Raw genomic sequence first — 19,657 nt, forward strand, 5'->3', positions numbered from 1 at the left:
GAGCTGAAAAGGGCGGTTGTCTGTCATGCACGTATGTTCACACTTGCTTGCTATGCGAGCCTACATGCCGGCAAGCGATGTGGAATCGATCGCGGCCGGGCCAGTCAACTTGTAGCCGACGTTCCGAACGGTAATAATATACTCGGGCGTGCGCGCGTTTTTTTCGATTTTGTCACGAAGATGGCTAATGTGAACGTCAACGATGCGCGTATCGCCGAGGAAATGATAATCCCATACGCCATGAAGCAACTGTTGGCGGCTAAGCACTTTGCCGCGATGGCGGCACAAGAAGACGAGGAGCTCGAACTCTTTGGGCGTTAACTCGATTAGCCTGCCATCAATGCGAACCTCGCGCTGCTCGGGATATACCTTGAGACGGCCGTATTCATAGATGACAGTCTCACTAGCACCTGGGAGTGCCTGTACACGCCTGAAAATCGCTTGAATGCGAGAGATGAGCTCCTGAGGGCTGAACGGTTTCGTCATATAATCGTCTGCGCCGTTATCGAGCCCAGATATTTTATCGGTTACGTCTTGAAGGGCAGTGAGCATGACGATTGGAACGGCATTGTTCTGGCGGCGAAGCTCGCGGCATACTTGGATGCCGTCCATCTTAGGCAACATCAAATCGAGAACGATAAGATCCGGTCGAAACGGCTTCAGATGCTCGAAAACGGCCTCACCGTCGTGTACGCAACGGACCTCGTAGCCAGCTAATTTTAAGTTAAACTCGATTAGCATTGAGATGGATGGTTCGTCATCGACGATTAATATTTTCTTCTTCAGCATCGTTCTAACCCCTTTGTTTCCATATTATTAACGCATGTATGCTCGATCTGAGAAGGAAAGCGGCTCTTTGTTTATTGATTATAGGGGTAGACCGTATTCCTAAGATTATGGTAACGTTAACCGGATGTAAAAATCGGCAGCGAAATAACGAAAGGAATGACAACAATGGCTTTTCATATCGTATTAGTGGAACCGGAAATTCCGGCGAATACAGGCAATATTGCAAGAACATGCGCAGCGACAGGAACCCATCTTCACCTCGTGCGGCCACTTGGGTTTCGTACGGATGATGCGACGCTCAAACGTGCAGGATTGGATTATTGGTACGCTGTGAATATATCGTATTACGATAGCTTCAGTGAAGTGGAGGAGCGCTTCGAGGGTCACAGGTTTTTCTATGCAAGTACGCGGTCGACGAAGCGCTACTGCGACTTTGAATATAAAGATGGGGATTTGTTCGTGTTCGGCAAGGAAACGAAAGGGTTGCCGCAGGAGCTGCTTGAGGCGAATCCGAACCAGTTAATCCGTATGCCAATGACGGACAAGGTCCGTTCGCTTAATCTGGCGAATTCAGCTGCAATCGTTGTTTATGAAGCGTTGCGCCAAACCGATTTTCCTGGCATGTTGGACTAAGCTTGTTTCGTCTTGTATCCAAGCGGGTAAGAGTAACGAACGCAAGTACGGCGGGTTGAAAGCTTTCTTTCTATGATGGGTGATTTGCTTGCAGGTCTGACAGGGAATTGCAGAATCTTAAGAAAAACTAGATTTGGGAAGGAAAAGTACGTGAACCATCGAAAGACTATAGAGCATAGGTTTCTCAAAACTGGCTTGCGAACGAAGACATAAGGAGTGAAAACAGATGAAGCCGGCAGGTGTTGTACGGAAAGTTGACCAATTGGGCCGCATTGTATTGCCTAAATCGCTGCGCAAACGGTACCAAATGAACGAGGGAGATCCTGTTGAAATCTTGGTGCAGGGTGACCATATCATTTTGGAGCGTTACCGCCCGAGATGTGTATTTTGTGGATCAATGGAAGATGTTAACGATTTCAAAGAGCGTTATGTATGCGCTGAATGTATGTCTGATATGGGGCATCTTCGCCGTTAATTGTTTATTCCTTTATTGTTCGACAAAAAGAAAAGAAGCTTTCCGCCCAGGGCGGAAAGCTTCTTTTCTTTTTGTGTGCGATTAGCACGTAAATCAGCAAGTATGCGATTTACAGGCCTTTCGTTTTGTCGTCGTTGTACGACGACGTCAGAATCGCGGTGATAAACAATACAGTGACGGTACAGAAGATAAGAAAGTTAAGCGTCATCACGCACACCTCCAATTATTGCTTTTATTATACCCAACAGTTAAGCAAAAGAAAACGAAACAAATTGTGAACAACTTGTTACAGTTCGGAAATTACGGTTCCAACTTACGGAATTGTTGCGGCGAAAGCCCGCCATGCTTTTTAAATACTTTACTGAAATACTTCTCGTCAACGTAACCAACCATAGCGGCGATGTCTGTAATTTTGTAAGCGCGATTGGATAAGAGCTTCTTGGCGTGTTCCATTCGCAGCCCTTCCACATATTCGGACAAAGTGACGCCTGTCTCCTGCCGGAAGCGGCGGGACACATATTCACGGCTCAAGAAGAATCGTCCAGCTAGCTGCTGCAGCGATAGGTCCTCTTGAAGATGGCGTTCGATATATTCGATAATATCGCGAATGACGTTGCGCTCCTGGCGAATGAGGCGAGCTAAACGATCGGCTTCTGCATTCAGCAGGGCATTCCAGTTCTCCTCCGTTTTGCGAAGCGACAGGGTCGTATCATCTTCATACAGAAACGGCAACGATAGTGGAGGCGTAGAACTGCTTTCTTCAGCATCTGCATCGCGATGCTGCCATCGGGCAGAAGCGATTTCGATTTGTTTCGTCCAGCGTTCAATATGGATCGGCGTTATCGTCGGCAGTTTGCTGACGGCTTCGAACCATTGCCTGAGCGTAGTTGCTAGCAGCTGTTCGTCACGGCTAATGAGCGCAAGCCACACCGGATCAGCGAGTGTCGTGAAGTCTGGAGGTGCAGGTTGCTGTGAGGCAGCAGCTCCAGTGTCGCTTGAGCCCGGCGACCATACATAAGGCCCTTGCACGGATAATAAATTACGGTGCAAGGAAGCGTTATGCGCGGATTCGACAGCCATCGCAGCACTTGCAGGGAATGGCGACAAATGGCCGACTCCTGCATGGAAGGGCAGCCCGAACGTATCGCGCAATGCTTGAATCAGTTGCCCGGCCCGTTGGAAGGCGCGATCTGCGCCACGCCATAACAGTACGACAAGCTCTTCAGGATCATGCGTGGCTCGAAATGCACAGCCGTCATTCCATTCATGCACGACGAAATCGTTTAACACGTTTTGAATCGCAAAGACGGCCAAGTCCCGATCATGCCCGAATCGTTTGAGCAGCGGCGCCATGACAGGCTGAAGCGAGAAAAGAATCGCGCAGCAATCCGTCGCACTTGCTAGCTGCGGAAATTGTTCCGTGAGCTGTGCAATGACTGTTTCCGTATCGCTTTTGGGCTGGATGAGCTGCCCGAACAAATAGTCGCGATAGACGGGCTTGTATTGGTTCAGCGTGATGCCTTGCTCGATTTGTTGCAACCGTTGCTGTTCTTCTTCATTTAACTGTTCAATCGCCCGATACACCGCATCCAGCAGTTGGGCAGGATCAATAGGCTTCAGCAGATAGTCGATGCCGCCGTGCTTTAACGTGTGCCGAACGTAACGAAAATCATTAAATCCACTAATGACGATAAGCTTCGCTGAGGGGGCATGCTCACTCACCCATTCGAGCAGCCGCATTCCATCCGATACAGGCATGTGCATATCCGTTACGATAATGGAGGGCTGCTTGTCCAAAATGACTGCCTTGGCGCTTTCGCCATTATCCGCCTCTAATAGCTCCTGCACGCCAAGCCGTTCCCAAGGAACGAGAAGCTTCGCTGCTTCGCGAGCATGCTGCTCATCATCTACGATTAGGACGTTCATAGCAAATTCACTCCTTCCTCATAGCTGATCGGTACGATTAACGTAACACGAAGGCCGCCCCTTGCGCCATGGTCGAGCATCAAATCGGCTTGTTCCCCGCAATTGAGCTTTAATCGTGACCGGACATTGGCTAAGCCGATATGCTCCTGATCGCCGGCCCCTTGCTGCTCGACAAGGCTGCGCAGCTCCTCCAGCCGTTCATCCGCCAGCGGCGTTCCATCATCTTCAATGCTTATGATGACGAGTTCATCACGTTTATGCGCGCTAATCCGAACATGCATGAAACCGCCAGCTGGGTCGAAGGCATGCTTAAATACATTTTCTGCGAGCGGCTGTAAAATCATTCGCGGAACAGGAAGCATTGCCATGCCTGGTTCGGTCTCAATGACGTAATCGAGCTTATCGCCGAATCGATGCTTTTGTAGCTCCAGGTATGCTGTCGTGTGGTCGATTTCCTGAGACAGCGTGACCCGTTTATCGGAACCGCTCATGGAATAACGCATAAGCTTGCCGAGCAGCATAACGAGCTGATAGACGCTTGGCGCACCACTCTGAAGGGCTGCCGTGCCGATCATCTGAAGGGCGTTATATAAAAAATGTGGCTGCACTTGCGATTGAAGCGCTTTGAGCTGATTTGTTTTGTTCGCTATTTCGAGCTTGTACTCACGCAGGACGAGATTGTTAATCGTTTCCATCATAAGCCGAAACCGCCTAGCAAGTACGCCAATCTCATCCGTTCGATTCAATCGAATATCAATATCGAGTTCGCCGGATTGGATGCGGTTAACATAACCTGTAAGCTGCCGAATCGGCCAAGTAATCCAGAAGGATACATAAATCGCCATGGCAATAACAATAATAGCCGAGACGACGAGCACAATCGTATTGACCATCGTAACTTGGCGAGTGCCTGCTTGCAGTGTCGAGTTTGGAATCTTTTTGACAAGGGTCCAGTGAATGCCGCCCTCGTCTAAGTGATCGTACACATAAACGCCATTGAAGCCATCTGTGTTCGCAACTTTATAACCGCTGCCGTTTCTAGCTGAGACGATTGCACGGCCTTCGCTGTCGTTCCACAGCTTGCCAATCGCTTCTAGCTGGGGGCCATATACGACAATGCCGTCATCGGATAGCAAATAAAGCTGCTCTTGGCTGCTGTCGTAAAGCTCATGGCAAATGACATCAATGACAGAAGTATTAATGTCGATTGCGAGCGTCCCGATCTGCTCGTCGGAAGGAATGCGAAGGATATTGCGATGGAGCGAAACCACTCGCCGCGGCGTGTAATAGGGCGGTTTGTTGATGCCATAATTTCCGCTATCGTGGGTCGGTTCATAAATTGCAGCAACCTTGGCATTACGCAGCTTGTCCGCATTCGCAGGGTTTGGCTGATTGTCTTTCTTTGTGTTTCCTTCAACGACGAGATAGCCACGCTGCCCTTTGTCCGCATGCAGATAAACCTGATGGACTTCCCGTACAGCAAGTGCGATGGCTTGCAAGCTTTTGTAAACTTCCTGTTCGGATAAATAGTCCTGCCGCCCTTGCTCCAAGATTCGGTATAACGTATCTCCGCCGGAGCTTGCACCGTTATAAACGAGCAACGAAGCTTGTGTAACTGTCGACAGGTAATGCTGAAGATTCGTCTTGCCTTGGTAGAGCAAATTAGATGCGGTTTTGACCTTATCATCCGTAACGATTGCGGATGTGCGAACGTTCGTGATGATAATGGATGCCGTTAACGGCACGGCGATTGCCAGCAGCAAGAAAATAATGAGCTTAGCACGAAGGCTGCGCCGGAGCTTATAAAACCTCATGTCGGACTTCCTCTCAGCGATTTTGTCAGCAGTTGTAGAAGTTTGTCAGGGAATACTGGTTATTATAGTGAATGCTCAACCGATGATCAATATGTTCCACCTTTCCTGTCACGTTCGTCGGTGTGCGCGTTGGTGCACGGATTTTATACTAGAGGTACAAACACGCTGAAGGGGGCGCAAGCGCCATGACGAAAAAATGGATTAACGCTGGTTGGATGCAGCAGCTTGTATTCACTGGACCGGCCACAATCGCTTTCTCCATCATCGTATTGCTGCCATTCGTGCTGGGCATGTATTATGCGTTCACCGATTGGAATGGCGTAGCAGATACGGCTAAATTCGTAGGGTTCGACAACTTTAAAGCAGCTTTCCAAGACGAAAGCTTCCGCAATTCGTTCAAATTTACAGCCAAGCTGACGGTCGTCGCAGTCATTCTGACTAATGTGGTAGCGTTCCTGCTTGCCTTATTGCTAACGCAGCAAATCAAGCTGAAGAACATATTGCGTACCGTATTCTTTCTGCCTAACGTAATTGGCGGGTTGCTGCTCGGTTTTATCTGGCAGTTTATTTTTATCAAAGGTTTCGCGGCCATCGGCAAATCGACTGACTGGCACTTATTCAAGCTTCCTTGGCTCGGTGATGAGCAAACATCCTTCTGGGCGATTGTCATCGTGAGCATCTGGAGTGGAGCAGGATACCTGATGGTTATCTATATCGCGGCGCTTATCAACGTACCGCAAGACTTGACGGAAGCGGCTTCCATTGACGGCGCAACATCGTGGCAGCGGATGCGGCACATTATTTTCCCGCTCGTTATGCCCGCAGTTACCATTAGTTTGTTCCTTGCCTTATCCTGGTCGTTCAAAGCTTTCGACGTCATCTTGTCGCTGACGAAGGGCGGACCGTTCAACTCGACCGAATCCGTTGCGCTTAACATTTATACGGAAGCGTTCCAAAACAATCGTTATGGCCTGGGGACGGCAAAAGCGTTCATCTTCTTCCTCATTGTAGCAGCCATCACAACGCTTCAAGTATGGCTGACGAAAAAACGGGAGGTGCAGGCATAATGAAGTCCCGTACTTACAATGCCAGATCGTTCACGATGGAAATTGGAGCTGTCTTGCTTGCGCTGCTGTTCCTCGTGCCGTTCTACTTTTTAATCGCCAATTCGTTTAAGTCGTTTGCAGATATCTTGATGGATTCCGCCGCGCTGCCAAAAGCGCTTCGTTGGCAGAACTACGAGAAAGCATTCGAAATTATGAACTATACAAAAGCGTTCCGCAATTCCTTCATCATTACGGTGACGAGTGTTGTAGGGCTCGCGGTGTTCGGCTCAATGGCGGCATATCGCATGGTACGCAAGCCGAACTGGTATAACAACTTGTTATTTACAATGTTTGTGGCTGCGATGGTCATCCCGTTCCAATCGATCATGATTCCGCTGATGAAGGTTGGCAACTGGTTCCATCTGATCAATAGCGTTCCAGGCATTTGGCTATGCTATCTTGGCTTCGGATCGTCGTTGACGATCTTCCTCTACCACGGCTTCGTGAAGTCGATTCCTGTCGAGGTTGAAGAAGCCGCAGTCGTTGATGGCTGCTCGCCATATGGCGTATTCTGGCGGATCGTGTTCCCGCTGCTTAAGCCGATGACGGTTACCATCATTATTTTGAACAGCTTGTGGATCTGGAACGACTTTTTGCTGCCGCAGCTGATGCTCGGCCCAGAACTTCGTACCATCCCGCTGTCGACCTACTCGTTCTTCGGCCAATATACGAAGCAATGGGATCTCGCGCTTGCCGCACTCGTTATGGGCGTACTGCCAATTGTCGTTTTCTTCTTGTTCTTGCAGAAGCACATTATCGAGGGCATTACGGCAGGTTCGGTCAAAGGGTAAAACGGCTAGGTCAACAATCTCCACCTTTTTGTTCAATGTGGTCGGTGTGAGCGGTTTCATCGATCCGGTATACTGAAGTTGTTCAGGAAAGACACTGTGTGACCAAGAAAAGGGAGGTTTTACAGATGAAAAAGACATTGTTGATCGTAATGACTTTCGTACTGATGGCTACGCTTGCTGCGTGCGGCGGTTCGAAAAAAGAAGACACGGGTACAGACAAAAACAATGCATCTACTGACAACAAGACGACTACAGAAGAAAAATCCGATGAACCTGTAACGATCAAAATGTTCCAGTTCAAGGTTGAAATTGCAGAAGCGCTCAATAAGCTGACAGAGGAGTACAAAAAAGTTCATCCAAACGTGACGATTAAAGTCGAAACGGTCGGCGGCGGTGCTGACTACGGCGCTGCACTGAAAGCGAAATTCGCTTCAGGCGATGAGCCAGACATTTTCAACAACGGCGGCTTCAATGAAAGAGAAACGTGGATGAACCGTCTGGAAGACCTGTCCGACCAACCATGGGTAGCTGACGCAATTGACGTTGCGAAAGAGCCAATGACGAAGGACGGCAAAATTTACGGCATGCCAGTGAACCTTGAAGGTTATGGCTTCGTATACAACAAAGACCTGTTCGCTAAAGCAGGCATCACGACGCTGCCTAAAACGATCACGGAACTGAAAGATGCAGCTGAGAAGCTGAAAGCAGCTGGCATTACGCCTTTCGCTAACGGCTACCAAGAATGGTGGATCCTCGGCATTCACAACTTCAACGTAGGCGTAGCTAACCAAGACGACCCGAATGCATTCGTACAAGCAATGAACGCTGGCACGGGCACGACGAAAAACAACCCAGTACTGGATCAATGGGCAAACCTGCTTGACCTGACGCTGCAATATGGCAACGAGAACCCATTGACGACGGACTACAACACGCAAGTAACGACGTTCGCTAGCGGCCAAGCTGCTATGATGCAACAAGGCAACTGGACGCAAGTTCAAATCGACGGCATCAATCCGGACCTGAACCTGGGCTTGCTGCCAATGCCAATCAACGACGACGCTGCTAAAAACGACAACCTGTATGTTGGCGTACCAAACAACTGGGCTGTTAACAAAAACTCCAAAGTTAAAGCTGAAGCCAAAGAATTCCTGAACTGGCTCGTAACTTCCGATATCGGCAAACAATACACGGTTGAGCAATTCAAGTTCATCCCTGCGTTCAAATCGATCGAAGTTAAAGACCCTGCTATTCTCGGCGACATCGCGAACGACGTAATCGCGTACAGCAAAGAAGGCAAAACGAAGAGCTGGAACTGGTTCAAATATCCAGAAGGCGTACAACAAGAACTGGGCGCTGCAATTCAAGCGTACATCGCGAAGAAACTGGATCGTCCTGCCCTGTTCGACGTAATCGATACGAAATGGAAAGGCCTTGCTAAGAAATAAGCAAGCCTGCCATGAAAGCTCCGCTCCGGCATTATGCTGGAGCGGAGCTTTTTGCGTTGAGCCGTGAGTTAAGAATCGCATGAATAACGGGAGAAGACGCTAGGCGATGCGATGGCGTATAATGAGGCAAGAGCTCAAGCAAGCGGCGATTTAGCATCCGGACGGGCTAGGGAATGGCAATGTTCAAGTTCATGAGGAGGTTCAGGCAATGGAGTATCGGTTCTCAACATTAATTGAGCAAGTCAAATCATCCGTGACGCGCGACATTTTGAAACTAACGCAGGGAAAAGGCAAATCCATTATTTCGTTCGCTGGCGGCATGCCTGCTGAGGAACTGTTTCCGCTGGACGCGATACGCGACGCCGGAGCAAGCGTGTTCGCGCGCGGGCGAGGCACGCTGCAGTATGGGCTGACCGAAGGCTACACGCCGCTCAGGGAACAGCTGGCTGCGCGAATGACGGCTAGCGGGATGCCGACAGAGGCTGAACGCATCCTGCTAACGACAGGCTCACAGCAAGCGATCGAGCTCGCGTCCCGCGTCCTAACGGAGCCAGGGGACGTCGTGCTGGTAGAAAACCCGACGTATCTGGCGGGGCTTCAAATTTTCAGCATGCAGGGCTTGCGTGTCGTTTCCGTCCCGAGCGATGATGATGGGATGCTGCTCGAAGAAGCAGAGGAGCTAGTGAAGCGGCATAAGCCACGCCTCGTATACGTCGTGCCGACGTTCGGCAATCCGACCGGGCGCGTATGGAGCCAAGAACGGCGCGAAGGGCTGCTAGCCTTGTGCCAACGATATGGGATTCCCATTATAGAGGATGATCCCTATGGGGAGATAAAGTTCGACCCTACAGCAAGCTATCCTTCGATTTATGCGATGGCGGGTGCGGAAGGCGGCGTGCTGTATACAAGCTCGTTCTCCAAAATCGTCGCCCCAGCGCTCCGCGCCGGTTGGGCGGCGGGCGATGGACCGCTCATCGCGATGATGGCGAAGGCGAAGCAGTCTGCCGATCTGCATTCGAGCTCGCTTGACCAGCAGCTGCTCAGCGAGTTGCTGCAACAGTTTGACCTGGAAGAACACATTCGCGGCGTCGCCGCTGCGTACTTCGACCGGATGAACGAGATGCAGGAGCTGTTGCGCGCTTACTGCCCTGTTGGCGTAACGTGGAATGCGCCGGAAGGCGGGATGTTCTTGTGGCTGACGTTGCCAGAGGGGCTTGATGCCGAAGCGCTGCTTCGTGTTGCTATTGCCAAAGGCGTGGCCTTCGTGCCAGGCGTAGCGTTCTATGCGGAGGAGCCGGAGCGCAATACGGCGCGGTTAAGCTTTACCTTGAATACAGGGGAGCGGATGGCGCAAGGGATTCGGCTGTTTGCGGAAGCAATAGGGGAGTTTACGGCGCGAAGCTAACCGGCTATAGAGTGTTGCATGTACATGACAGGGGTGTCCCAAAAGCCGCGGCGGCTGAAGGACACCCCTGTTTTTGCTGCGTGCTGTAGCCTGCCCATTGCATTCGTGCAATGAAGTGAACTCAAGCGCGGAGATGGGGACTTATTGCCTGTCCCATCCGGCCACGATATCGTTATGCTCGGCGAGAGCTGCCTCGCCCGCGGCAGTGAGCCGGTAAATGCCACGTTCGGCGCGTTCGAACCAGCCGTAATAGTTGATGCGCAGCATGTCGCCAGCTTTGCTGTTCGCGGTAAGCCGGGCAAGCGAGGCTGGCGAAGCAGGCCCTTGGCGCAGCGAGTTGGCGAGGCGGAGGCACTTCTCCCGGTATGCGGTCATCCGCTTCACCTTCGTCGTGCCGCCGACGTTGTAATCGCCTGAGCGTTCACGGAACTCGCGTACGAGCCGGTCATGCTTCTTCGCGCGGTAGCGGGCGCGAGGCGGATCGCCGGGCTCGCACAGCAGCTCGACGAGCGCCGGTTTTGTTTTGAACAGCGTCACCGTCATTAATCCGAGCCCGAGCATGCGGCACAGCTCCGTAATCTCGCCGAACCGCTGGTTGACAGCGCCGCTTTTCTTGCGATTGCGTTCCACGGCAAGCATGACGCGGTTATTTATTCGCAGCCGCTCGACCCCTTGAAGCAGGAGGGCGAGATTGAAAGTTCGTTTTAATTCGACAATGAGCATTTCTTCTTCTTCGGCTGAATGATCCCCTGTGTGTTGGCGGATAGCGACGAGATCGCAATGCAGCACTTCGCCTTTTACCTCGTATCCTTGTGCTTCAAAATAACGCTTCACCGGTTCATACAGCTCGGCTTCTTCCTTCACGGCCACCCCGGTTTTCCTCCCCATTATGTATCGGCGGCAACAGGCGCAGGCCGCCGAACGTTCATTCGTATAGTTGTGTTTCATTATAGGAGAACCAGTGCGGCGTGTCGAGCGCTAGCGAATAGTCGTCTTAAAAAAGTGGTCAATTTCCTGCTCGGCTACGCATAGGAATGTAATACTTCAACATCGCAACTAGGCATGGCGGGCGGAAGCAGAGAAATCCCAAGGCGGAGAGCAGGGATAAGGCAGATCGCGAGTGATGGGAGGAGGCAAGGCATGGATATATTCAAACGGTTATCAGAGTATCGCACAGAGAGTGATAAGCTTGCCTGGACAGGATCGTTCAAGGATTACATTGAATTGTTGAGGCGGGATGCGACCCCTGCCATGACGGCGCATGCACGCGTGTACGATATGATTGAATCGTACGGCGTCGAAGAGGCAGGTGGCAATAAGCGGTATCGTTTCTTCGAACAAGAGATATTCGGCCTCGATCGTGCGATCGAGAAGCTGGTAGAGGAGTATTTCCATTCAGCGGCAAGGCGTCTGGATGTTCGCAAAAGAATTTTGTTGTTGATGGGGCCAGTCAGCGGAGGCAAATCGACCATAGTTACGATGCTTAAGCGCGGGCTCGAGCAGTTCTCGCGCCAGCAGCGGGGAGCTGTCTATGCGATTAAAGGCTGCCCGATGCATGAGGACCCTCTTCATCTAATTCCTAATGAGCTGCGCCCTGAGGTGGAGCGGGAGCTTAGTGTCCGTATTGAAGGCAGCCTATGCCCGTCCTGCCAAATGCGGTTGAAAACTGAGTTCAATAATGATATTGAGAATGTGCTCGTAGAGCGCGTTATCATCTCAGAGGAAAACCGGATTGGCATCGGCACATTCAGCCCTTCTGATCCGAAGTCCCAGGATATCGCTGATTTGACGGGCAGCATCGACTTCTCGACGATTACGGAGTTCGGTTCCGAATCCGATCCACGCGCTTATCGTTTCGATGGCGAGCTGAATAAAGCAAATCGCGGGCTCATGGAGTTCCAAGAGATGCTCAAGTGTGATGAGAAGTTTCTATGGAACTTGCTCTCGCTGACGCAGGAGGGCAATTTCAAGGCCGGAAGGTTCGCATTAATTAGTGCTGACGAGTTAATAATTGCACATACGAATGAATCGGAGTACAAGGCGTTCATCAGCAACAAGAAAAATGAAGCGCTTCAATCGCGGATGATCGTCATGCCGATCCCTTACAATCTGCGCGTTTCCGATGAAGAGAAAATTTATGAGAAGCTTATTGCGCAGAGCGACATGAAGCATATTCATATCGCACCGCATGCTTTGCGGGCAGCAGCGATCTTCTCCATACTTACCCGCCTGAAAGAGACGAAGAAGCAAGGCATTGACCTGGTGAAGAAAATGCGGATGTACGATGGCGAAGAGGTTGAAGGCTTCAAAGAAGCTGATTTGAAGGAGATGCAGACCGAGTTCATCGAGGAAGGCATGTCCGGCATTGACCCTCGTTACGTCATCAACCGCATATCCAGTGCGCTGATCAAGCAGGATTTGCAATGCATCAACGCGCTTGATGTGCTCCGCGCCCTGAAGGATGGCCTTGACCAGCATCCGTCGATTACGAAGGACGAGAGGGAGAAGTATCTTAACTTCATCTCTATCGCCCGCAAGGAGTACGACACGCTGGCCAAGAAGGAAATTCAGAAGGCGTTCGTGTACTCGTTCGAAGAGTCCGCGCGGACGTTGTTCGAGAACTATCTCGACAACATTGAAGCCTATTGCAACTGGGCGAAAATTAAAGATCCGCTCACAGGCGAGGAGATGGATCCAGACGAGCGGCTGATGCGTTCCATCGAGGAGCAGATCGGCGTCTCCGAGAATGCGAAGAAAGCGTTCCGCGAAGAGATTCTCATCCGCATCTCTTCGTACTCACGCAAGGGCAAGAAATTCGATTATTCGAGCCACGAGCGGCTGCGCGAAGCAGTAGAGAAAAAGCTGTTCGCCGATTTGAAAGATATCGTGAAAATTACAACCTCGACGAAGACGCCAGATGAGATCCAGCTCAAGCGGATTAACGAGGTAACCAAACGGTTGATGGATGAGCACGGCTATTGCCCAGTATGCTCCAATGAGCTGCTGCGTTATGTCGGAAGCTTGCTGAACCGGTAAAACATTAAGGGTGGCGAGGCATTAAGCAAATCGGCTCGTGCAGCCGAGCGCAGCATGCGATGATTGGGCATCGATGCGGGAGAGGCGGCAACTGCAAACCTTCGGGTATGCGGCTGCCGTCTTTTTTTACAGGCAAACACTAGATGCAGCAGGCTGGCAAGCTGTTGCTAAGGTGGGTGGGCGGCGTGATGAAAAGTGGGTGGTGCGATACTAGGCAGACGAGCGAAAAAAAAGTAGACGGAGTGATGGCATGCAGGCCGATGCGCTTGTAATCGATGATCGTCGATTGCCGAGTATATTAGGGCGCAGTGGCGGTTGCTGTAAAGGACACCACAGCCGTTATATGCTGGATTTTTGCACATATTTAATTGTAACGGACCGAGCAGCCTTTATTTGCACCCAACGAGCTCAATCGGGCGGCAAAATTGAGCAATAAAGGCTCCTGGGTCCGTTACGTTTTGGGAGGGTGCGATTTAGGCGGAATAACGCCCTCTGAGTCCGTTAGCGTAATGGTGGAGAAACGAATTGTGCATGGACACGCTGCCCACGTTAGCTCGCAGTTCTCACTGGAGTGATTAAAAAGAGGGCAGAAGAAGGGTCGCCCGCTGGCAGTAATACAATAGGGCTGTCTTTGCTTGCAAATTGTAATTTCGCATAGGGATCATCCAGGCATCGGAGCATGTCAATAAAGTACTTGCTGTTCAGTGATATCATGAAATTCTCGCCGTGCATGCTAGTTAAGGCAATTTCATCGTACGTTTCCCCGACTTCTGTCGTCTGGGATGACAATTGTAATGTAGTGGCCGTAGCCACAAGCTTGATTATGCTGCCTTTTGCTAAAATAGATGCTCGTTCAACTGCATGCAATAAACGGGAAGTTTCAACGATTAATTCAGAATGATACGATTTTGGGATGACATGGTGAATAGAAGGGAAGGTTCCATCGATGAGTACAGATTGAATAAGAAGATGATTTGTTTTGAACGTTATGCGTGTTGTGTCCACTTCAATTTCCGTCGTTTGATCGTTATCTTCCAGCATCCGCGCAATCTCGTATAGGTTTTTCCATGGAATAATAACTTTCGCGTCCAAGCTTCCTTTCGTTTCATTCCGTATTATTCGCATTGCAAGCCGTACACCATCGGTAGCTACTAGGTTAAGGGAATCATTACGATGTTCAAAAGAGACGCCAGTTAGTACGGGTCTAGCCTCAGATGTTGAAGCAGCGGCCGCCACTTGTTTGATAGATGACTTTAATAATGCATTATTTATTCGAATTTTTACGGCAGGGCAATGGTGATTTTCCTTGTGCCAATATAATGGGAATTCAGCGGCGTCTATTCCACAAAGCCGAAACCGGGAAAGGCCTGATGCAATAGCTAATGCTGGTCCCTCTATAATTTCGAGCACAATGGCTTCCTCATCCAACTTACGTATAATTTCATAAAAATAACGTGCAGGGACTACGATGCTGCCAGCCCTTATGACATGCAATGCTCTAGTTATTTGAGGAATGCTATATTGAACCATCATGCTTGTATTGCTTGATGTAAACATTATTGCATGTTCAAAAGCCTGAATATGTATGCCTGACAGGATAGGGATCGGACAATTCGATGGAATAGCTTTTAGCACATGTTGCATTGCGGCGAGAAGCGATTCTTTTGATAAATGAACTAGCAATGCAGTCACCTCATCTCACGAAATATGCTTAGGAGTAATACGAATCGATGATCGTGCGTAATGCTTCTGATCGGGATTGTTTATGCTCGTTACAATGGTTTTCAATATGGTCCCAAATCTCGGCTGATAACGTTAAGGACACTTTTTTCGTGATGCCTATTTTTTTTCTGCCAGCTCCCTCGCGTAACCCGCCTTTTGTGAACATAAATCCTAATTGGCCGTCTTTATTTGAGAGTCCTACTTTAATTTCCTTATCGGTCAATTTAACTCCACTCTTTCTTTGAATTTGGTTACCAAAATCATTTTCGTTGATTTCATTTTATCATATCGCTGAGGCAAGCACAAATTGGCTATAATCGCCCATCATGCTTCGTATTAGCCGGCATCTCTGAAATGCTGAAGCACGCGCCTGATCTTCACTACAAGCAATTATCAGAAGGAAATGGCCGAATGAACGCGACGGGTATCGCATTTCATTTGTTTATTAAAAAAAACTATAAAGTTAATATCATTTATCTATTTCACCTATCGTTCACTCGCATGGTATAACTGTATCAAGAAAACGAGCTTACAATATCAGGATGGGGACGTGGTTAGGATGATGAACGAGCAACGCGCACAAACACAAGAGCAGCATGCAGGCAATGAGACGAAGGTGTGGCAGTCCGAGAGTTATGACTATCAGATGGCGTTCGTATCAGCCTATGGGGCGCCGCTGGTCGAACTGCTGAACATTCAGCCGGGAGAAACAGTCATCGATTGGGGCTGCGGCACAGGTGACCTGGCAGCGTCGATTGCGGAAAAAGGGGCCATCGTTTTCGGAATCGATGCTTCTGTTGACATGATCGAAAGCGCACGGGTTAAGCATCCATCCATCGACTTTGCTGTAGCAGATGGCCAGCGCTATCGTTCGGAGCAGCCGGCAGATGCGATATTCAGCAATGCGGCACTGCATTGGATGACAGATGCTGCAGGCACGGCGGCGAGCATCGCAGCGTCGCTGAAGCCAGGCGGGCGATTCGTCGCAGAGTTCGGCGGAAGCGGGAACGTAAAAGCAGTGACCGATGCGCTGCAATCTGCATTCGAGACGCTGAAGCCTGCGAAGCCATTCCGGCATCCTTGGTATTTCCCGACGATTGGCGAGTACGCTTCGCTGCTGCAGGAAGCAGGTTTTGAGGTGAACACGGCGATGCTGTACGATCGCCCAACGCCGCAAGTTGGCGGGGATAATGGCATTCGCGGTTGGCTGGCGACCTTCGCGGACGGCATTATGGAAGGGATCGAGGAAGAGCAGGCGGCTGCGATTATCGCGCTGACGGAAGAGCGCCTGCGCCCAATGCTGTATCATGACGGGCAATGGAACGTCGATTACAGAAGGCTGCGTGTAACGGCGACGAAGCGTTAAGCGAGTAATGTTTTGATTGATTTGTTCATTTTCATTCACAAATATGGGTTGAAAGTAAAATATTTCTAACGGTATACTCATTCCAATTCATAGCATAAACGCAAGGATTGGGAGCATTAAGGAATAACTATTGCCAAGAGAGCTGTCGGCAGGTGCAAGAGGAGATGGACAAAGTAATCGATTATTACTCCCAGTTTGACGAATGGGGGAGGCTGGATAGGGAGCCGCTTGAGTTTACGATTAATCTTCATTTTATAAAACAGTATCTGGAGGCAGCTAGCGCTAGCCAAGTGCTGGATAACGGCGCAGGGCCGGGCAAATATGCAATTGCGCTCGCGAAGCTGGGCTATAACGTAACGTTGTCTGATTTGACGCCTATGTTAGTGGAGATCGCTAAGCAGAAAGCGGCTGAACAACAAGTGCTCGATCAATTTAACGGTTTTCATGTCATGAATGCAACCTGTTTAGAAGGAATTCATGATGAAACATACGATGCTGCCCTCATGCTCGGTCCACTGTACCATCTTCAAAAAGAAGAGGAGCGAACAGCGGCTGTAAGGGAGCTGCATCGCGTAACGAAGCAGAACGGCCTCGTTTTCGTTGCCTGCCAGAGCCGAATGAGAATGGCGATTACTTCCCTGTCGCATCCGCAGGCTTGGAAGCCGAATGATAGCTTGGCTGCGATCCGGGCGTTCTTCGAAACGGGAGTGTTCAATCATCAGGATCAAGGCCGATTTACGGGCGCTTATTATTTTCATGCCGATGAAGTGAAGCCTTTCATGGAACGGAATGGATTTGAGACGATTGATTTAATTGGTTCCTCCAGTATTGGCTCATTGCTTTCGAATGAACAACAGCAGTATTGGATCGATCGGGGCGAGTATGATGAAATGATTCAATTTCTGATCTCCGTAGCGAATGATCCGTCCGTATTGGGTGCTTCTTCGCACTTGCTGTATATCGGCAAAAGAGTGTAAACCTTCTCTGCTAACGTTGACTTGTACCGCTAACATGGGCACAATAAGGTCAACTTCTGCAGAAAAGTGGATCAGCATGTTTCGCAACTGGAAGGAAACTCGTCGGGCGGCATGTTGGGCAGGGCAATCCCAATGGATATTGTTCGTGCCGCTGGCTTACTTATTTATTGTTCAGCTAGACATGGGCAGCATCGGCGCTTGGTTGGCGTTGTATGCCTACTTGACCGTATTTGGCTTAGCCGTCATGATCCGCTTTTACCGTACGGATTGGAGTGCGGTCCGAGTTCGCGAAGCGCATGGAGCCTTATAGCAATTGTCCAAGAAATAGAACTGATTTATTTTCGTTCGGTAAGCATATTTGCCCGCGTACCCACATATAATCCAGTAAGGCGTTCTTTTTGCAAAATATTGATCCTGTTGGACGACCCCGGAACAAAGGAATTAGCGGTCGTAACGACGAATGGATAAATATAGAATGCGGCTGGATATTCAAAAGGCAGGGTCCCATTAGTGGATCCTGCCTTCATGTTACTCGAATGTAACATGTATGTTATTAAAGTTGACATAGATAACTTGTTTATAGTAGGATTTAGTTAATTAATCTAACAAATTGCGGCTAAAATGTAACATTCGTGGCATTGGCTTAGCGAAAACGCAATTGGCACGATTGGGCAGGTTGCTGCAGCACCTTGGAGGAGGCGGTTGGCATGTCGACGGCCAGACAGTCGCAGACTCATTATTATGATTCGCAATCGTTCTACGACGAAATGTTTGACAAAGACCTTGCCGTTCGTCCGCATTACGAATCAGTCCATCGGCTATTCTCTCGCATGAAGCCGGCGGAGCAAGCTGCAAGGCAGCAAGCGTTGAACCAGCGAATGCTCGAAGAAGGCATTACTTTTACCCTTTACAGTCCCAACCAACCAGAACCCCTTGAACGTACCATTCCTTTCGACTACATCCCGCGTGTCATCCCAAAGCATGAATGGGAAGCCATCGACCGCGGACTCCGCCAGCGCGTCCAAGCGCTGAACGCTTTTATCCATGACATTTACCATGAGCAGCATATTGTGAAAGACGGGGTTATTCCGCGCCGCATGATCGTTTCTAATACTTATTTTCGTCCCGAAATGATTGGGGTCGACGTGCCGGGAGGCGTATATATTACGGCCTCAGGAATAGATCTCATACGAGACGAGAAAGGCAAATATTATGTATTAGAGGACAACTTGCGTTCGCCGTCCGGCTTCTCTTATTTGTATAAAGGGCGGACGATGATGAGCGAGCTGTTCCATGATTTATATTTATCATGCTCGGTGCAGGACATTGAACGCAGCTTGAACGTGTTTCTAAGCGCGCTACGGTCCCTGTCGCCAACGGGCAAACGTGATCCGGTTATTGCGCTGCTCAGCCCAGGCTCTTACAACTCGGCTTATTTTGAGCATACGTTTCTTGCGCAGCAGATGGGCCTCCACCTCGTCGAGGGGCGGGATCTGGTGTACAAGGACCACAAAATTTATGTGCGCACCTTAAGCGGGCTTCGCCAAGTCGATGTTATCTATCGCCGGCTTGATGATGATTATCTCGACCCGCTCGCATTTAATCCGAATTCCATGCTCGGGGTGCCGGGGCTTATGAATGCGTATCGCGCAGGCAATGTGGCGATTGCCAATGCGCCGGGTACAGGCGTTGCCGATGACAAAGCGGTATACGCGTACGTGCCAGATATGATCCGGTATTACCTTGGCGAGGAGCCGATTCTAAGCAATGTTCCTACTTACATTTTGTCGCGCAAGGAAGATCGTGAGTTTGCGCTTGCTCACCTGGATCAGCTGGTTGTGAAGGAAACATCGCTCTCGGGCGGATATGGCATGCTGATTGGCCCGACGGCATCAGCCAAGGAAATTGCGGCTTTCGCAGATGCGATTCGCAAAGCGCCGGAACGGTATGTGGCCCAGACGACGATGTTGCTGTCCCGTGCGCCGGTCATGCTCGATGGGGCGATGGCGCCTCGCCATATCGATCTTCGTGCTTTTGTGCTCAAGGGAACGGATTCCCATGTCATACCTGGCGGACTGACGCGTGTAGCGCTGAATGAAGGCTCATTGGTTGTCAATTCCTCGCAAGGCGGCGGTGTGAAGGATACATGGGTATTGAATCGATAAGGTA

General features: G+C 50.0%; 16 protein-coding genes. 11 read left to right on the forward strand and 5 right to left on the reverse strand.

Annotated features, from left to right (window positions below; genetic code table 11):
* Positions 1-60 precede the first annotated feature (60 nt).
* Positions 61-789: a response regulator transcription factor gene (locus tag GON22_RS01905; RefSeq protein ID WP_160394439.1), complete on the reverse strand. Its 729-nt coding sequence runs from the start codon at positions 787-789 to the stop codon at positions 61-63.
* A gap of 165 nt (positions 790-954) precedes the next feature.
* On the opposite strand from GON22_RS01905, the gene trmL reads away from it, so the two are divergent.
* Entirely contained in the window at positions 955-1,422 is a 468-nt protein-coding gene (gene trmL, locus GON22_RS01910) for a tRNA (uridine(34)/cytosine(34)/5-carboxymethylaminomethyluridine(34)-2'-O)-methyltransferase TrmL (RefSeq protein ID WP_160394440.1), read from the forward strand.
* A 226-nt stretch (positions 1,423-1,648) separates the two neighbouring features.
* Complete coding sequence (locus GON22_RS01915) at positions 1,649-1,897, forward strand: AbrB/MazE/SpoVT family DNA-binding domain-containing protein (RefSeq protein WP_160394441.1); 249 nt, start codon at positions 1,649-1,651, stop codon at positions 1,895-1,897.
* Positions 1,898-2,197: 300 nt separating this feature from the next.
* Here GON22_RS01915 and GON22_RS01920 read toward each other — a convergent pair whose 3' ends face one another.
* Together GON22_RS01920 and GON22_RS01925 are read right to left on the reverse strand one after the other, a co-directional pair.
* On the reverse strand, positions 2,198-3,823 hold the full coding sequence (locus GON22_RS01920; RefSeq protein ID WP_160394442.1) for a helix-turn-helix domain-containing protein: 1,626 nt from the start codon (positions 3,821-3,823) through the stop codon (positions 2,198-2,200).
* Positions 3,820-5,637, reverse strand: a complete 1,818-nt coding sequence (locus tag GON22_RS01925; protein WP_160394443.1) for a cache domain-containing sensor histidine kinase — start codon at positions 5,635-5,637, stop codon at positions 3,820-3,822. The genes GON22_RS01920 and GON22_RS01925 overlap by 4 nt, the downstream gene beginning before the upstream one ends.
* Positions 5,638-5,822: 185 nt before the next feature.
* Between GON22_RS01925 and GON22_RS01930 the strand changes: the two genes are divergently transcribed.
* From GON22_RS01930 to GON22_RS01945, 4 genes are all read left to right on the forward strand, one after another.
* On the forward strand, positions 5,823-6,704 hold the full coding sequence (locus GON22_RS01930; protein WP_160394444.1) for a carbohydrate ABC transporter permease: 882 nt from the start codon (positions 5,823-5,825) through the stop codon (positions 6,702-6,704).
* Entirely contained in the window at positions 6,704-7,534 is an 831-nt protein-coding gene (locus tag GON22_RS01935) for a carbohydrate ABC transporter permease (protein WP_160394445.1), read from the forward strand. The genes GON22_RS01930 and GON22_RS01935 overlap by 1 nt, the downstream gene beginning before the upstream one ends.
* 125 nt (positions 7,535-7,659) lie before the next feature.
* The gene (locus tag GON22_RS01940; protein WP_160394446.1) at positions 7,660-8,982 is read left to right on the forward strand and encodes an ABC transporter substrate-binding protein; all 1,323 of its coding nucleotides are present in this window, start codon (positions 7,660-7,662) and stop codon (positions 8,980-8,982) included.
* Positions 8,983-9,190: 208 nt separating this feature from the next.
* Entirely contained in the window at positions 9,191-10,387 is a 1,197-nt protein-coding gene (locus tag GON22_RS01945; RefSeq protein WP_160394447.1) for an aminotransferase-like domain-containing protein, read from the forward strand.
* 141 nt (positions 10,388-10,528) lie between these two features.
* On the opposite strand, the gene GON22_RS01950 is transcribed toward GON22_RS01945, so the two are convergent.
* The gene (locus tag GON22_RS01950; RefSeq protein WP_160394448.1) at positions 10,529-11,257 is read right to left on the reverse strand and encodes a DUF2161 family putative PD-(D/E)XK-type phosphodiesterase; all 729 of its coding nucleotides are present in this window, start codon (positions 11,255-11,257) and stop codon (positions 10,529-10,531) included.
* A gap of 270 nt (positions 11,258-11,527) precedes the next feature.
* On the opposite strand from GON22_RS01950, the gene GON22_RS01955 reads away from it, so the two are divergent.
* A complete protein-coding gene (locus tag GON22_RS01955) occupies positions 11,528-13,423 on the forward strand; it encodes a PrkA family serine protein kinase (protein ID WP_160394449.1) in 1,896 nt (631 codons plus the stop codon).
* A gap of 549 nt (positions 13,424-13,972) precedes the next feature.
* Here GON22_RS01955 and dnaN read toward each other — a convergent pair.
* Positions 13,973-15,106, reverse strand: coding sequence for a DNA polymerase III subunit beta (gene dnaN / locus GON22_RS01960; RefSeq protein ID WP_160394450.1), 1,134 nt, complete (start codon positions 15,104-15,106; stop codon positions 13,973-13,975).
* Between the two features lie 598 nt (positions 15,107-15,704).
* Between dnaN and GON22_RS01965 the strand changes: the two genes are divergently transcribed.
* The 4 genes from GON22_RS01965 (at position 15,705) to GON22_RS01980 (ending at position 19,653) form a co-directional block, all read left to right on the forward strand.
* Entirely contained in the window at positions 15,705-16,511 is an 807-nt protein-coding gene (locus tag GON22_RS01965) for a methyltransferase domain-containing protein (protein WP_160394451.1), read from the forward strand.
* Positions 16,512-16,675: 164 nt separating this feature from the next.
* Positions 16,676-17,488: a class I SAM-dependent methyltransferase gene (locus GON22_RS01970; RefSeq protein WP_160394452.1), complete on the forward strand. Its 813-nt coding sequence runs from the start codon at positions 16,676-16,678 to the stop codon at positions 17,486-17,488.
* Between the two features lie 76 nt (positions 17,489-17,564).
* Complete coding sequence (locus GON22_RS01975; RefSeq protein WP_237178958.1) at positions 17,565-17,798, forward strand: hypothetical protein; 234 nt, start codon at positions 17,565-17,567, stop codon at positions 17,796-17,798.
* Positions 17,799-18,195: 397 nt separating this feature from the next.
* Positions 18,196-19,653 (forward strand): circularly permuted type 2 ATP-grasp protein, encoded by a 1,458-nt coding sequence (locus tag GON22_RS01980; protein ID WP_160394453.1) that lies wholly within the window; start codon positions 18,196-18,198, stop codon positions 19,651-19,653.
* Positions 19,654-19,657 lie beyond the last annotated feature (4 nt).

It is taken from the genome of Paenibacillus sp. MMS18-CY102 (assembly GCF_009789195.1).
GTDB lineage: Bacteria > Bacillota > Bacilli > Paenibacillales > Paenibacillaceae > Paenibacillus_T.

Excerpts from the sequence above, each read along its gene's own strand:
- GON22_RS01905 (WP_160394439.1), bottom strand. The coding sequence starts at position 789 with ATGCTGAAGAAGAAAATATTAATCGTCGATGACGAACCATCCATCTCA.
- trmL (WP_160394440.1), top strand. The coding sequence starts at position 955 with ATGGCTTTTCATATCGTATTAGTGGAACCGGAAATTCCGGCGAATACA.
- GON22_RS01915 (WP_160394441.1), top strand. The coding sequence starts at position 1,649 with ATGAAGCCGGCAGGTGTTGTACGGAAAGTTGACCAATTGGGCCGCATT.
- GON22_RS01920 (WP_160394442.1), bottom strand. The coding sequence starts at position 3,823 with ATGAACGTCCTAATCGTAGATGATGAGCAGCATGCTCGCGAAGCAGCG.
- GON22_RS01925 (WP_160394443.1), bottom strand. The coding sequence starts at position 5,637 with ATGAGGTTTTATAAGCTCCGGCGCAGCCTTCGTGCTAAGCTCATTATT.
- GON22_RS01930 (WP_160394444.1), top strand. The coding sequence starts at position 5,823 with ATGACGAAAAAATGGATTAACGCTGGTTGGATGCAGCAGCTTGTATTC.
- GON22_RS01935 (WP_160394445.1), top strand. The coding sequence starts at position 6,704 with ATGAAGTCCCGTACTTACAATGCCAGATCGTTCACGATGGAAATTGGA.
- GON22_RS01940 (WP_160394446.1), top strand. The coding sequence starts at position 7,660 with ATGAAAAAGACATTGTTGATCGTAATGACTTTCGTACTGATGGCTACG.
- GON22_RS01945 (WP_160394447.1), top strand. The coding sequence starts at position 9,191 with ATGGAGTATCGGTTCTCAACATTAATTGAGCAAGTCAAATCATCCGTG.
- GON22_RS01955 (WP_160394449.1), top strand. The coding sequence starts at position 11,528 with ATGGATATATTCAAACGGTTATCAGAGTATCGCACAGAGAGTGATAAG.
- GON22_RS01965 (WP_160394451.1), top strand. The coding sequence starts at position 15,705 with ATGATGAACGAGCAACGCGCACAAACACAAGAGCAGCATGCAGGCAAT.
- GON22_RS01970 (WP_160394452.1), top strand. The coding sequence starts at position 16,676 with ATGGACAAAGTAATCGATTATTACTCCCAGTTTGACGAATGGGGGAGG.
- GON22_RS01975 (WP_237178958.1), top strand. The coding sequence starts at position 17,565 with ATGTTTCGCAACTGGAAGGAAACTCGTCGGGCGGCATGTTGGGCAGGG.
- GON22_RS01980 (WP_160394453.1), top strand. The coding sequence starts at position 18,196 with ATGTCGACGGCCAGACAGTCGCAGACTCATTATTATGATTCGCAATCG.